The organism is Microbacterium sp. NPDC056569 (assembly GCF_042793475.1).
In the GTDB taxonomy this organism is placed as follows: Bacteria; Actinomycetota; Actinomycetes; order Actinomycetales; family Microbacteriaceae; genus Microbacterium.
In genome coordinates, this window is the sequence record NZ_JBHTUV010000007.1 from 138,662 (window position 1) to 152,248 (window position 13,587).

General features: G+C 71.8%; 13 protein-coding genes. 3 read left to right on the forward strand and 10 right to left on the reverse strand.

The window, feature by feature from the left end; all coding sequences use genetic code 11:
• Positions 1-34: 34 nt before the first annotated feature.
• Both ACFQ7C_RS10120 and ACFQ7C_RS10125 read right to left on the reverse strand, forming a co-directional pair.
• The gene (locus tag ACFQ7C_RS10120; RefSeq protein ID WP_378899945.1) at positions 35-1,069 is read right to left on the reverse strand and encodes a winged helix DNA-binding domain-containing protein; all 1,035 of its coding nucleotides are present in this window, start codon (positions 1,067-1,069) and stop codon (positions 35-37) included.
• 246 nt (positions 1,070-1,315) lie between these two features.
• On the reverse strand, positions 1,316-2,842 hold the full coding sequence (locus ACFQ7C_RS10125) for a M1 family metallopeptidase (RefSeq protein ID WP_378899948.1): 1,527 nt from the start codon (positions 2,840-2,842) through the stop codon (positions 1,316-1,318).
• Between the two features lie 207 nt (positions 2,843-3,049).
• Between ACFQ7C_RS10125 and ACFQ7C_RS10130 the strand changes: the two genes are divergently transcribed.
• The gene (locus ACFQ7C_RS10130) at positions 3,050-3,595 is read left to right on the forward strand and encodes a putative immunity protein (RefSeq protein WP_378899951.1); all 546 of its coding nucleotides are present in this window, start codon (positions 3,050-3,052) and stop codon (positions 3,593-3,595) included.
• A gap of 29 nt (positions 3,596-3,624) precedes the next feature.
• Here ACFQ7C_RS10130 and ACFQ7C_RS10135 read toward each other — a convergent pair whose 3' ends face one another.
• The 5 genes from ACFQ7C_RS10135 to ACFQ7C_RS10155 form a co-directional block, all read right to left on the reverse strand.
• Positions 3,625-4,212, reverse strand: coding sequence for a GNAT family N-acetyltransferase (locus ACFQ7C_RS10135; protein WP_378899954.1), 588 nt, complete (start codon positions 4,210-4,212; stop codon positions 3,625-3,627).
• A 6-nt stretch (positions 4,213-4,218) separates the two neighbouring features.
• Complete coding sequence (locus ACFQ7C_RS10140) at positions 4,219-4,587, reverse strand: hypothetical protein (RefSeq protein WP_378899957.1); 369 nt, start codon at positions 4,585-4,587, stop codon at positions 4,219-4,221.
• A gap of 312 nt (positions 4,588-4,899) precedes the next feature.
• Positions 4,900-5,106 (reverse strand): dodecin family protein, encoded by a 207-nt coding sequence (locus ACFQ7C_RS10145; RefSeq protein WP_378899960.1) that lies wholly within the window; start codon positions 5,104-5,106, stop codon positions 4,900-4,902.
• Positions 5,107-5,274: 168 nt separating this feature from the next.
• Complete coding sequence (locus ACFQ7C_RS10150; protein ID WP_378900228.1) at positions 5,275-6,744, reverse strand: NAD-dependent succinate-semialdehyde dehydrogenase; 1,470 nt, start codon at positions 6,742-6,744, stop codon at positions 5,275-5,277.
• Between the two features lie 173 nt (positions 6,745-6,917).
• Complete coding sequence (locus tag ACFQ7C_RS10155; protein WP_378899963.1) at positions 6,918-8,837, reverse strand: FAD-binding monooxygenase; 1,920 nt, start codon at positions 8,835-8,837, stop codon at positions 6,918-6,920.
• A gap of 127 nt (positions 8,838-8,964) precedes the next feature.
• On the opposite strand from ACFQ7C_RS10155, the gene ACFQ7C_RS10160 reads away from it, so the two are divergent.
• Entirely contained in the window at positions 8,965-9,678 is a 714-nt protein-coding gene (locus tag ACFQ7C_RS10160) for an IclR family transcriptional regulator (protein WP_378899966.1), read from the forward strand.
• Positions 9,679-9,770: 92 nt separating this feature from the next.
• Here ACFQ7C_RS10160 and ACFQ7C_RS10165 read toward each other — a convergent pair whose 3' ends face one another.
• Entirely contained in the window at positions 9,771-10,604 is an 834-nt protein-coding gene (locus ACFQ7C_RS10165; RefSeq protein ID WP_378899969.1) for an alpha/beta fold hydrolase, read from the reverse strand.
• A 3-nt stretch (positions 10,605-10,607) separates the two neighbouring features.
• Entirely contained in the window at positions 10,608-10,916 is a 309-nt protein-coding gene (locus tag ACFQ7C_RS10170) for a hypothetical protein (RefSeq protein ID WP_378899972.1), read from the reverse strand.
• A 151-nt stretch (positions 10,917-11,067) separates the two neighbouring features.
• Between ACFQ7C_RS10170 and ACFQ7C_RS10175 the strand changes: the two genes are divergently transcribed.
• Positions 11,068-12,720 carry a thiamine pyrophosphate-binding protein gene (locus tag ACFQ7C_RS10175; protein WP_378899975.1) on the forward strand — a complete coding sequence of 551 codons (1,653 nt, stop codon included), beginning with the start codon at positions 11,068-11,070 and terminating at the stop codon, positions 12,718-12,720.
• 97 nt (positions 12,721-12,817) lie between these two features.
• On the opposite strand, the gene ACFQ7C_RS10180 is transcribed toward ACFQ7C_RS10175, so the two are convergent.
• Positions 12,818-13,579, reverse strand: a complete 762-nt coding sequence (locus ACFQ7C_RS10180; RefSeq protein ID WP_378899978.1) for an enoyl-CoA hydratase/isomerase family protein — start codon at positions 13,577-13,579, stop codon at positions 12,818-12,820.
• Positions 13,580-13,587: the final 8 nt, after the last annotated feature.

A 13,587-nucleotide genomic window follows, 5' to 3' on the forward strand; every position in this document is an offset into this window, starting at 1 on the left:
TGCGTGGAGAGGGCGTGGGGAGCATCGTCGCGTGCTATGCCGTGATGAAGTCGCGGTAGCGGTCGAGTGCGGCGGCGATCTCGTCGTCGGTCGCGGCGCCGGGGGCGAACAGCTCGGGCACGGGCGATTCGGCGTGGCGCCCCACCGCGAGCGAGTGCGTCCAGACACCGACCGCCTCGCCGCGGGCGACGAGGATCGGCCGCACGATGCCGTTCATGCTCGGCCCGATCGCGCTGAGGAACTCCGGCGCGCACGGCACGGTGCGGTCGACGTACGACAGGTAATACTCCTCGAACGGCGGCAGCGCGACGACATCGGGCGCTTTCGCGCTGCGCCGTGGCGCCGGGCCGGCGACGACGTACTGCGGCTCGGGTTCGTCGGCGACGATGCGAAGGCGATCGGATGCCGCATCCGCCGCCGCGCGCGACACCCCGAGTGGAAGCCCGGTCCACCATGCGAAGTCCCTCGCACCGGCGGGGCCGTGCGAGGCGATGTAGCGGGCGAAGAACTCCGCCATCGGATCGGCCGGGGTCGCCGCATCCGTGATCCACTCGTCGGCGAGCACGAAGTACTGCTCGCGCGTCGGCCCCTTCTCACGCGGCACGACCGGCCCCTGGCACAGCACGGCGCGCAGCGACAGCGCGACCAGCAGGTGGTAGCCCCGCTGACCCGCGGTGGACACGCCGCCCGCCTCCCAGACCTCGAACAGCTCCTTGCGGGTGAGGCGGTTTCCGCCGCCGAGCGCGGCCCGCGCCAGGCGCTCGGCGCGGTCGGCCACATCGGCGTCGATCCCCTCGTTGCGGTGCACCGCCGCCGCCTGCCGGCGCTGGCGCTCGGCGGTGAGGGAGAGGACCCATTCCAGGTCGGCGGTCGGGATCGTGTGGATCGTCCCGCGCATCGTCCACGTGCGCACGATCTCTCCGCGGCCGTAGGCGGCGTCGACGTCGCGGACCGTCGTGCGGCCGCGCACGCGCGTCGCGAGCGCCCAGCGTCCGCCCCAGAACTCCTGGCTCTGCGTCGCGAGCATGTGCCGCGCCGCGTCGGCGACGGTGGCCGCGGGGGCGCTCAAGCGATGCGACCGGAGCCGCTCGTACCGCAGGGTCGAAGCTGGGCCCACGCGCCCGGAGGCTCCGGGCGACGCGCCAGCGGCGTCTGGAGAAGGAGTGGGGACCACTCGCCCATCATGGCCCAGGCGGCGGACGCCCGGTGTCCGCGATCCTCAGCGCTTATGGGCGGCGTCGTATGCGGCGCGGGAGTCCTCGATGCGCGGATGGTTCTCGATGGCCCAGTCGGCAAGGGCCATCGAGAGTGCCCGCTACGGGATCGTCCAGGTCGCCGGCGGCTTGACGGGGTCGCGGAGCCAGATCTGGAAGAACCCGTCCAGGTCCTTTCCGGACGTCTCCTCGAACACCGCCTGGAAGCCCTCGCTCGTGCCGGTGGAGTCGTCGTACCTCTCCAGCCAGAGCCGAGCGCCCGCGAAGAACGCCTCGTCGCCGACCTCGACCCGCAGCGCCTGCAGCGTCGCCGCGCCACGGTTGTACACCTGCGTAGCGAAGAGGCCGAGGGCGCCCGGGTCGCCGATCGGCAGTGCCCAGTAGTCGGGTGTGCGGGCCGGCGCGTACCAGGCGTTGTATGCCTGCTGGGTCGAGATGCCCCCGGTGCGCTCGGTCCACATCCACGCCGCGTACGTCGCCCAGCCCTCGTTGAGCCAGATGTCCTGCCACCGCTCGGGGCTGACGCTGTTGCCGAACCACTGGTGGGCCAGCTCGTGGGCGACCGTGCCCTGACTGGCCTGGCTGGAGTACACCGGGCGCGTCTGGGTCTCGAGGGCGTAGCCGACGGAGTCGTTGTCGACGATGGCCCCGAACGAGCCGAACGGATACGGCCCGAACTGCGATTCGAAGTAGTCGATCATCGCCGGCTGCTGCGCGAGACTGGCGTTCGTCGTCGCAAGGCGCTGCGGGGTCAACTTGGTGTCCACCGCGTCGATGATCGGCACCCCGCTTGCCGAGGTGTACGTCTGGCGAAGCTCGAAGTCGCCGACGGATGCCGTCGTCAGATAGCTCGCCTGCTGGTCGGGGGCGTCCCAGTACCACGTGGTCCATCCCGCGGTCGTCGTCGCCGGCTTCGGCTGTGTGCCGTTCGCGACCGCCACCTTGCCCTCCGGCACTGTGATGGCGAAGCTGTAGCTCGCTTTGTCGGTCGGGTGGTCGCTGACCGGGTACCAGGTCATCGATCCCTCGGGTTCGCTCGCGACAATGGCGCCGTCGCGCGTCGTGACCCACCCGTAGAGCGCATCCTCGATGTCGAGGGGCCGCGTGGTGGTGCCGCCGTACCCGATGACCACGCGCACCGTCTGGCCGGTCTTGATCTTCGGGCGCGGCTGGATCGTGAGCTCCCAGACGCGGTTCGCGTCGTCCTGCACGTGCCAGAAGGCCGCCCCGTCGACGGTGGCGCCGGGTGCGGGCGGGGCGACGGATGCCGCGGCCTTGCCGCCGATGGCGACCGACTGCACCGTCATCCCGCGCAGATCGAGATTGAACCGGTCGAGGTCCTGCAGCGCGACGAGGTCGATCGTGGCGACCCCGCTGAACTGCCCCTCGAGGGGCGCCGGTGCGGCCGCCGGGGGCGTGTAGGTCACCGCGAGATCGTAGTGCTGGACGTCGTAGCCGCCGTTCCCGGAGGAGGGGAAGTAGGCATCGCCCGCACCGACCGCTCCCGCGGTGTATCTCGGCTGCCCGGGCTTGTCAGGTGCCGCCGCGGCACTCGAAACGCCGGTCGCCGCCACGACCAGCACGACGGCGGTGACCGTCGCGCCGATCCTCATTCGCATGCCGCCCATCGCTGGTATCCCTTCGGCTCGACGCGCATTGCACCGGACTCTAGTGGGTGCCGCGTCGGCGGGATAGACCCCGGATCGTCGCTTCGCCGACGGCCCGGGGCATCCGCTCGCGCCGGAGTCCGTCGCTCCCCATTCCCGCCTGGTTGACGAGGACCGCGGGCGAAGGGACGCTGAGCGCTCGGCGCGGTTCTCTGGCAGAGTGCTGGAGTGCCGTCGCCCCAGTCGCTCAGCGAAGCCGACCGTCGGCTCGTGGCTGCGTGGGCGGCGGACTGCGCCGAACGCGTCCTCCCGCTGTTCGAGGCCGATGCCCCGGCGGACGATCGCGCCCGTGACGCCATCGACCGGTCTCGCGCTTTCGCGCGCGGCGAGCTCACGGCAGCGGGTGAGATCCGCCGTCGGTTCGTCGCCGGCCGCGCCGCCCACTCGGCGACGTCGGCCGCAGGGGTCGCCGCTGCGCGGGCGGCCGCGCAGGCGGCCGGTGTCGCCCATATGGGGGCGCACGCCCTCGGCGCCGCCGCCTACGCCGCGAGAGCCGCGAGGTCGGCGCCGGCGGACCACGGCGACGCCGCCGCTGCGGACGAATTCGCGTGGCAGCTCGCGCACATGAGCCCGCACGTCGCATCCGCCCTGCGACTCCTCCCGCCGCTGGGGGACGACTCGGCCGGCCCGCTCGGCCCGGGTCTGCTCGCCTCCGGCGACCTCGGAGACCACATCAGGCGGATCCAGGCGGCGCTGCGCGATACCCCGAGCTGATGACGCCGATCGGCCCGTGCGAGCGCGGGTCAGGCGGCCGGCGGCGGGACCGTCTTGCGCATCACGGTCTTGCTCTTGCCGATGTGCCGCTCGAACGTGAACCCCGCCTTCTCGAACATCGCCCTCGTGCCGTTGTGGAGGAACGAGGACGAGGTCTTCTTTCCGGGAGTGAGCTCGTTGGGGAACGAGACCACTTCTCCGCCGCCCGCCTGCGCGATCAGCTCCAGCGCGCCGTCCAGAGCCTCCCGCGCGACCCCCGAGCGCCGGTGATCGCGGTCGACGAAGAAGCACGTGATGCGCCACGGCGCCGGGGCGGTCTCGCCCGCGTCGTACTCCTTGCGGTGGTAGATGCCGGGCAGCTCGGCCGGACTGCCGTACTCGCACCACGCGATCGCGTCGTCGCCGTCGAAGACGAGCGCGGCGTGAGCCACGCCCTCCGCCACGAGGCGCTCCTTGAACGTCGCCCGGTCGTACTCGCTCTTGACGGTGGCGTCCGTGTCGCCGTGGAAGTACGAGCAGTAGCAGCCGCCCCAGACCCCGTTGTGCTTCTGCGCGAGCGCGAGCCACGCGGGGAAGGTCTCCGGTGTGAGCGGCTTGATCACGTGCGCGGTCGTCACGCCCGTCTACCTCGGACCCGACCGCGCCGCGGTGATGATCCGCGCCAGCGCCCAGCCGGCAGCCGACACCAGGGGCACGCTGACGATGACCATGGCCACCACGTTCGGCTGGAACCGCGGCCCGTTCGGCCCGCTCACATACGCGCCGATCGGCAGCACATACCCGCCGCCACCGCCGCCGCTGCCTTCGCCCTCACCTGCCGGCACGGACCCGCGCTGCGGCCATGTGCCCGAACCGCCGCCGCCGCCGAAACCGAAGACGACCAATGCCGCCGGCGTCACCTGCCGCCCGCCGACATCGACGGTCTCGCCGAACGCCAGCTTGGCACCCCAGGACGGTACGGATCCCGTCAGACTCTCGATCGGTGACTCCATCGGCGAATGCCTCCGCTCCTGTCTGGAAATGAGCCCGATTGCGAACCACGCCTCTCACACCCCGGCGCTGACACCCAACATAGGGAGCCCTGCCGGACGCCACCAGGGCTATTCGGCACACCGCACTCCGCCCAGCGTCGCGGGGTGTCGGGCGACGGACCCGCGGAGTACCCTCTGAACCGTGATCGGCGAGGAGCAGATCTTCGGCTCGACGGGGACGAACGACGACTTCTGCGTCGCCGTGCTGGCCCATTGGGGCGTCTGAATCGATGCGCGGATCCGGCCGGACCCGCGCATCGGCAGCCGATCGGCCTATTCGGGCGCGTACTTGAACGAGAGCTGGATCCGGGCACGGAACAGCAGGGCCCCGTCGTCGCCGACGACGACGTCCTGCTTCGTCACCTCGGCGATGCGCAGATCGTGCAGCGATCCCGCGGCAGTGCTGATGGCTTCTCGGGCAGCCTCCTCCCAGGACGAGGCACTCGTGCCGATGACGTCGATCACTCGGTAAACACTCATCGCTGACCCCTCATCGCTCGATGCGGACAGCTCCCATACTGATCCCGCTCGCGCCGGTATGGAAGGGGTGCACGCCCACCGCGGAGGCGGTTCCCCCGCGAAGACGAGGAGAGAGGATGCCCCCTCCCGGGGCATCCTCTCTCCTCATGTCATCGATTCAGGCGTGGGTCAGAACGGGTTCGGAGTGAGGGTGTACTTGGTCTGCAGGTACTCGTGGATGCCCTCGGCACCGCCCTCGCGGCCGAGGCCCGACATCTTCCAGCCGCCGAATGGGGCGGCGGCGTTGGAGACGACGCCCATGTTGAGGCCCATCATGCCGGTCTCGAGCCGCTCGATCATGCGCTGGCCGCGGGCGAGGCTCTCGGTGAACACGTAGGACACCAGGCCGTACTCGGTGTCGTTCGCGAGGCGGACGGCCTCGTCCTCGTCGTCGAAGGGGACGATCGCGAGGACCGGCCCGAAGATCTCCTCGCGGAGGATGTCCGATCCCGCTCGCACGTCGGTGACGACGGTGGGCTCGTAGAACGTGCCGGGACCGTCGACCTCGTTGCCGCCGGTGGCCACCTTCGCGCCGCGCGACACAGCGTCCTGCACGAGCTGCGACGCCTTCGCGACGGCGCGGTCGTCGATCAGCGGACCGATGGTCACGCCTTCTTCGGTGCCGCGACCGATCTTGAACCCGTTGACGCGCTCGGTGACGCGGCGGGCGAACTCGTCGGCGACGGAGCGGTGCACGATGAACCGGTTCGCGGCCGTGCAGGCCTGACCGATGTTGCGGAACTTCGCCGCGATCGCGCCGTCGACCGCCTTGTCGAGGTCGGCGTCGTCGAACACCACGAACGGCGCGTTGCCGCCGAGCTCCATCGACGTGCGGATCACGCCCTGCGCGGCCTGCTCGAGCAGGCGCTGCCCGACCTGGGTCGAGCCGGTGAACGACAGCTTCCGCAGCCGCGGGTCGCGGATGATCGGCTCGGACACGGCGCCCGAGGTCGAGGTCGTGAAGACGTTGACGACACCGGCGGGCACGCCCGCGTCTTCGAGCAGCTTCGCGAACGCGAGGGTCGTGAGGGGGGTCAGCTCCGCGGGCTTGATGACGACGGTGCAGCCGGCGGCGAGCGCCGGCGCGATCTTGCGGGTCGCCATGGCGAGCGGGAAGTTCCACGGGGTGATGAGGAAGCACGGGCCGACCGGGTGCTGCGACACGATCATGCGGCCGGTGCCCTCCGGGTTCGCGCCGTAACGGCCCTGCACCCGCGAGGTCTCCTCGCTGAACCAGCGCAGGAACTCGCCGCCGTACGCGACCTCGCCGCGCGCCTCGGCCAGGGGCTTGCCCATCTCGATCGTCATCAGCAGCGCGAAGTCCTCCTTGCGCTCCTGCAGCAGGTCGAACGCGCGCCGCAGGATCTCGGCGCGCTCCCGCGCCGGGGTCGCCGCCCACGCCGGGAACGCCTCGACAGCGGCGTCGAGGGCCGCCTTGCCGTCCTCGGGCGACGCGTTCGCGATCTCCTTGACGACGTCGCCGTTCGACGGGTCGTAGACCTTCAGCGTCTTGCCGCCGGAGGCCGCACGCCACTGCCCGCCGATGAACAGCCCGTCGGGGACGGACGCCAGCAGCTCGGACTCACGGGTTTCGGTGATCGTCGTCGTCACGAGGACTCCCTTGTCGGTTCCGGATGCCTCGGCACCCTCTTCGTCGTTGGTCTGGGGCTATTCTGCCCGCGGCCGCCATTGCCGGCCGATGTACATCCTGTACAGTTCGCTGTCATGTTTCGCCCGCCCGCACAGCGGTTGCGCCATCTCGGCTCTGCCCCTCAATCGAGGACGCGCGCGAGCGCCGGAGCGTGCTGATCGACGAAGGCGCCCGCGAGGAACGCCGTGAGCTCGTCGGTCGCCGTGAGCGGGAGCACCGCCGCGACGTACTGGTCGGGACGCACGACGACGACCACGCCGTCGCGCGAGAGCCCGCGCTCCTCGAAGATGTCGTCGGTGGTCCAGGCGCTGGGCGCGGCCGCGTACACCTTCTCCCAGTCGGTGAGCCCGAGGGGTCCGGTCTTCGGCAGGAACAGCTCGGGCACGCGGGCGATGTCGACATCCTCGTGCGCCTGCTGGTAGATCACCTTGACATCGAAGACGGCGTCGACGTCGGCGCCCTCCGGCGTGAAGCGCTGCACGGGCGACTCGGGCGACGCCACGAACGCGGCCCAGTCGGCGAGCACGGATGGCTCGCCCGCCGCGGGCGCGTCGGCGAAGGCGTAGATGCGCCAGCGGCCGTCGGCTTTCGCGTGGTGGCCGAGGTGGACCGGATTGCCGTCGCACACGCGCACGACCTCCGCGGACGTGAACCGCTTGCCCAGCGGGAAGCCGTCGGCGAGCGCCTGGTGCGCAGCATCCGTCACGATCATCGACGCGCCGTACTGGGTCATGAACCCGGACGGGAACTCGGCGGTGCCGAGGTAGAAGGTGGCGAGCTCCTGCGGGTCGGAGATCTCCTCGGGCTTGCGGGCCATGAGGGTCGACCACTCGCGGTCGAAGTCGATGAGCTGCTGCGCGACCGGCTGGCGCTCGGCCGAGTAGGTCGACAGCAGGGACGCGGGGCTGAGCCCCGTGAGCACGTGCCCCAGCTTCCAGCCGAGGTTGAAGCCGTCCTGCATCGAGACGTTCATGCCCTGGCCGGCCTTGGCGCTGTGCGTGTGGCACGCGTCGCCGGTGAGGAAGACGCGCGGGTCGTGGCCCTGGTCGACGTCGACGTCGTCGAACTTGTCGGTGACGCGGTGGCCGACCTCGTAGACGCTGTGCCACGCCACCTGCTTCACGTCGAGCGAGTACGGGTGGAGGATGTCGTTCGCCTTGCGGATGATCTCGTCGATCGGCGTCTGGCGCACGCGGTGGTCGTCATCGGCGGCAACCGCGCCGAGGTCGACGTAGACACGGCAGAGGTAGCCGCCCTCGCGCGGGATGAGGAGGATGTTGCCAGCCTCGGCATTGATGGCGCACTTCGTCCGCCAGTCGGGGAAGTCGGTGTTGACGAGCACGTCCATGACGCCCCACGCGTGCGCCGAGAAGGCGCCGACGTGCTTGCGGCCGATCGCCTCGCGCACCCCGCTGCGCGCGCCGTCGCAGCCGACGACGTACTTGGCGCGAACGGTGCGCTCCTCGCCGGCGTGCTCCCCCGCGGTGTGGCGGACCCGCACCTCGACGGGGAACTCGCCGCCCTCATGCACGGTGAGCCCCACGAACTCGACGCCGTAGTCCGGCAGGATGCGGCCCGGTCCGTGGGCGGCGGCCTCGGCGAAGTAGTCGAGCACGCGCGCCTGGTTCACGATGAGGTGCGGGAACTCGCTGATCTTGAAGGCGTAGTCCTCGGTGCGCGCCGTGCGGATGATGTTGTCGCGGTTCTCGGGGTCGGGGCCCCAGAAGTTCATCCAGGCGATGTTGTACGCCTCGGCGATGATGCGCTCGGCGAACCCGAACGCCTGGAACGTCTCGACGCTGCGCGGCTGGATGCCGTCGGCCTGCCCCAGCACCAGTCGCCCGTCGCGGCGCTCGATCAGCCGGGTCGTGACACCGGGGAACTGCGACATCTGGGCGGCGAGGAGCATGCCGGCGGGGCCGGAGCCGACGATCAGCACGTCCATCTCGTCGGGCAGCTCGGTCGGGCGGTCGATGCCCGTCCCGGCGGCGTCCTGCACGCGCGGGTCGGCGGAGACGTAGCCGTGGTGGTGGAACTGCATCGGTGTCCTCCTCGGACGACGGTGTCGAGGGCTCGTCGCGTTGGGGTGCTTGCTGCGAGCGTAGACGTGTTCTATATTCGAACACGCCGTTCTACTATTGAACAGATCGTATACGAAGGGATGCCGCATGACAAGGCTCGACGGCACGACAGCGCCCGCGTCGCAGACGCTGAGCCGCGGCATCCGGATCCTCGAAGTGCTCGCCGACGCGCGCGGTCCCCTCTCGATCGACGAGATCGCTCAGCGCCTCGAGGTGCACCGTTCGGTCGCCTACCGGCTGCTGCGCACCCTGGAGGATCACGGGCTCGTCGAGCGCGACGCCGCCGGACGCATCGAGCTGGGGGCACGGCTCGCCGCGCTCGCGGCGGGCGTGGCGCACGACCTCCAGGCCGAGGCGCTCCCCGAGCTCACCGCGGTCGCGGGCGACCTCGGGGCGACCTGCTTCCTCGCCGTGCTCGACCACGAGGAGTGCGTCACGCTCTCCAGCGTCGAGCCGCGCCACGCCGTGAATCCCGTCGCGCAGCGGCCGGGGACGCGGCATCCGATCACGCGCGGCGCGCCGGGCAAGGCGATCCTGTCGCTGCTTCCGACGTCGTCATGGCCGGCTGACGTGGCGCCGGAGCTCGCGGCGCAGGTGACGGATGCTGCCACCCGCGGCTACGCGACCAGCCACGACGAAGTCATCCCGAGCCTGCGGGCGGTCGCGGTGCCGCTCGTCGTACGAGGCCGAGGGCCCGCGGCGATCGCCGTGGTGTTCGTCGCGAGCGCACACTCGGACGAGGAGATCGCGGCGCGTCTCATCCGGTCGGCGAGCGCGATCCGCGAGGCGCTCGGCGGCTGACGCGCATTCGCGACGACGAACCTCGTTCGCGGGGACAAACCGCGCGAGGAGCGGTTTCTCCCTCGAACGCGGTGTCTGAGCGGTGCGGTCGCTCAGCGCGAGAGGAACGCGTCGACGGCGGTGCGGAACGCCTCGGGCTGCTCGACCCAGGGGTAGTGTCCGCAATCCTCCAGCACGACGGACTCGCCGTTGCGGAAGAGCCGCGCCGCGGCCACGACCGGCGCGCAGCCGGTGAGGGCGTCCTCCGCGCCGGCGATCACGAGCACGGACGCGGGCGTCTCGGCGAGGAGGCCGGGAAAGCCGTCGGGTGGCGGTGAGGAGAAGTACGCGCGCGCCGCCGGGACCGCACGCGCACCCACCCGGGCGTGGGCGCGCTCGACGGCACCCCAGTGCGCGTAGCCGGCCGCGGCGGTGTCGGCGTCCCACGCGGCGAAGGCCTCCTCGTCGTCGAGCGGCGCCGGCACCGACAGGTGGGCGAAGGCAGGCTCGAAGTCGGAGTCACCGGCACGGCGCGCGGCGATCTCCGCCACGTCGGAAGGCTCATCGACGAGGTGGGCGACCGGAGGCGTCACGAGCACGAGGCGTCCGACCCGGTCAGGGTGGCGCGCCGCGAACGCGGTCGCGACGCGTGTGCCGGCGGAGTGCGCGACGACGTCGAGACGGTCGACGCCGAGGTGCGCGCGCAGCGCGTCGAGGTCATCGCCCTGCGCCCACCACGAGGCGGCGGAATCGTCGGCGGGCAGCGGCGAGCGGCCGACGCCGCGAAGGTGCAGGGTGAGGCGACGGCGACCGGCGCCGATGCCCGCGAGGTCGCCCAGATAGACCGGATGGCGCGCCGCGCCGCCCGATACGAAGACGACCGGCGCGCCCTCACCGGCCTCGTCGTAGAAGAGTTCGGCGCCGTCGGCGGCGCGATACGTGGGCACGCGTCAGACCGTGGTCGGGTACTCGGTGACGAGGCGGATGTTGTGCTCGGCGACGCGCTGCGGCACGCCCGCGAACGCCTCGGCCCGACCCGCCGAGGCGAGGTACTCCTTCTCGAGGGCGAGGAACGCCTCGGCGTCGCCGGGGGCGCTGACCGCCCACACGAACTCGTTGGTCTCGGGAATGCCGTAGGCGAACTCGATCTGGAAGCCGGCGGCGGGCCGCACCTTCGGCATCCACTCGTGCCACCACGCGACGAACGCGTCGTACTCCCCGTCGACGAGCGTGTACCGGCGGAGCTGAGTCGTCTTCATGACTCCCATCTTGGCTCAAGACCTATACTCGACTCGTCCGGTGGCATCGAAGCCCGTCGGTGCTCGAAAAATGGGCACGCAGCGCGCACGCGCGAGACACATACGGCTCTTGATCCGTTCCGTCTCGAAAGGCACCGCCATGTCTCCCGCCATGAGCACCGTCTCGGCGCACGTCGCCCTCACCCTCGCCCGCCACGTCGACCACGTCTTCGGCGTGATGGGCAACGGCAACGCGTACTTCCTCGACGCGCTCGAGCGCTCCACCGACGTGCACTTCACCGCCGTGCGCCACGAGGCCGGCGGGGTCGTCGCCGCCGACGCGTACCACCGGGCGTCCGGCCGGCTGGCCGCCGCGACCGCCACCTACGGAGCCGGATTCACGAACACGCTCACCGCCCTCGCCGAGGCGGTGCAGGCGCACGTGCCGCTCGTGCTCGTGGTCGGCGACGAGCCGACCTCCGGCCCGCGCCCGTGGGACGTCGACCAGATCGCCCTCGCCTCGGCCGTCGGCGCGCGCACCTATACCGTCGGGCGAGCGGATGCTGCGGCCACCACGATCATCGCCATCGAGCACGCGCTCACCTACCGGGTGCCCACGGTGCTCGCGATCCCGTACGACGTCGCCGCGCGCGACGCGGGCCCCGTCGGCGCGGCACCGGAGCCGCGGCTGCCCGCGCCCCTGGTGCCGGCGGGCCCGTTCGCCGAGGGCGCCGTGGCGGGGCTCGTCGAGGCACTGGCCTCGGCCGAGCGGCCGTTCCTCCTCGCCGGGCGCGGCGCCTGGATCTCGGGCGCCGGGGCGGCGCTGGGCGAGGTCGCCGACGCGGTCGGAGCCGTCACGGCGTCGACGGCCCTCGGCCGCGGGATCTTCCCGCGCGCCGAGTTCGACCTCGGCGTGACCGGCGGCTTCGGTGCCGAGGGCGCCATGGAACTGGTGCGCGACGCCGACGTCGCCGTCGTGTTCGGGGCGTCCCTCAACCAGTTCACGATGCGCTTCGGCGACCTCTTCGCACCCGGTACCCGCGTCTTCCAGGTCGACGTCGCACCGGCCGCGACCCACCCGCACGTGGGTGGTTTCGTGCGTGGCGATGCCGCCGCGGTGGCGCGCGCGGTCGCGGACGGCCTGCGGTCCCGGGGCGGCTCGGCGAGCGGCTGGCGCGAGTCCGTCGACCCCGGGCGGCTGCGCGCATACGAGCCCGGCGACGGCGTGGCGCCCGACGGTCGCCTGGACCCCCGCACGGTCGCGGCGCGCATCGGCGAGCTGCTGCCCGAGGATCGCGTCGTCGTGTCGGACGGCGGTCACTTCATCGGCTGGGCGAACATGTACTGGCCCGTCGCATCGCCCGACCGCATGACGATGGTCGGCACCGCGTTCCAGTCGATCGGCCTCGGCTGGCCGTCGGTGCCCGGAGCGGCGCTCGCGAAGCCGTCGGCGACCGTCGTGCTCACCACCGGAGACGGCGGCGGCCTCATGGCCCTCGCCGACCTCGAGACCGCCGTCCGCGTCGCCGGAGGCCGCGGGCTCGCGGTCGTCTGGAACGACGCCGCCTACGGCGCGGAGATCAACCTGTACGGCCTCAAGGGGCTCGCGAAGGAGCCCATGCTCATCCCCGAGGTCGACTTCGCCGCGCTCGCGGGCGGCGTCGGCGCCGAGGGGGTCGTCGTGCGCACCCTGGCCGACCTGGACCGGCTCGCGGAGTGGGCGGCCGAGCCCGCAGCATCCCGTCGCTTTCTCGTGCTCGACTGCCGCATCTCGGGCGAGGTCGTCGCGCCCTACCAGCGCGAGATCATCCGTGTGAACTCCTGACCGATCTCTGCGACCCGCCACGGCATGCCCGTCGCCCCGCGCGATCTTGGCGAGTCGCCGATTCCGTCGGGGAGGCGTGCGGGTCAGGCAGGCGCGGTCACTCGCCGCGGAACTCCGGCTTGCGCTTCTGCTGGAACGAGGCGAAGCCCTCGCGGTAGTCGGCGGTCGACCGGAGGGCCTCCTGGCCGCGGGCCTCTTCGGCGACGGCATCCCAGAGCCGCGCGTCGCGCAGGCGCGCGATGAGGCGCTTCGAGGCGACGAAGGCGGCGGTCGCCCCGGAGGCGACCCGCGCGGCGCGCTCGCGCGTGAAGGCGAGCACCTCGTCGGCCGGCATCGCGCGACTGAACAGACCTGCCCCGACGGCCTCCGCGCCGGTGAGGAGGTCACCGGTGTAGATCAGGTCGAGCGCGCGATGCGCACCGAGCCGCTCGTACAGGAGCGCATGACCGCCCGAGTCGAGCATCGCGCCGAGGTTCGCGAACGGCGAGCCGACCTTCGCCGAATCGGCGACGTAGACGACATCGGTCGCGATCGCGAGCCCGAGACCGACGCCGAGGCACGCCCCCTGGACCGCCGCGAACGTGGGCGCGGGGAAGTCCGCCATGCGGCGCATCAGCCGCTCGACCTCGCCGAGGTACCCCGGCACATCGTCGGTCTCGGGGTCGACGCCGGCGATGTCGCGGCCGGCGCAGAACGCGCGGCCCTCCCCGCGCAGCACGAGAGCGCGGACCCCGGATGCTGCCGCCTCGGCGTATGCGTCGTCCAGCTGCCGCAGTGCCTCGAGGGAGAGCGCGTTGAGCTTGTCGGGGGCGTTCAGGGCGATCTCGGCGACCGCGCCGTCGACGGCGAGCTCGATCATTCGTTCCT

Bases quoted from the DNA above. Each gene is read 5' to 3' on its own strand.
- ACFQ7C_RS10140 (WP_378899957.1), bottom strand. From the start codon at position 4,587: ATGGAGTCACCGATCGAGAGTCTGACGGGATCCGTACCGTCCTGGGGT.
- ACFQ7C_RS10125 (WP_378899948.1), bottom strand. From the start codon at position 2,842: ATGGGCGGCATGCGAATGAGGATCGGCGCGACGGTCACCGCCGTCGTG.
- ACFQ7C_RS10160 (WP_378899966.1), top strand. From the start codon at position 8,965: ATGACAAGGCTCGACGGCACGACAGCGCCCGCGTCGCAGACGCTGAGC.
- ACFQ7C_RS10155 (WP_378899963.1), bottom strand. From the start codon at position 8,837: ATGCAGTTCCACCACCACGGCTACGTCTCCGCCGACCCGCGCGTGCAG.
- ACFQ7C_RS10175 (WP_378899975.1), top strand. From the start codon at position 11,068: ATGAGCACCGTCTCGGCGCACGTCGCCCTCACCCTCGCCCGCCACGTC.
- ACFQ7C_RS10170 (WP_378899972.1), bottom strand. From the start codon at position 10,916: ATGAAGACGACTCAGCTCCGCCGGTACACGCTCGTCGACGGGGAGTAC.
- ACFQ7C_RS10180 (WP_378899978.1), bottom strand. From the start codon at position 13,579: ATGATCGAGCTCGCCGTCGACGGCGCGGTCGCCGAGATCGCCCTGAAC.
- ACFQ7C_RS10145 (WP_378899960.1), bottom strand. From the start codon at position 5,106: ATGAGTGTTTACCGAGTGATCGACGTCATCGGCACGAGTGCCTCGTCC.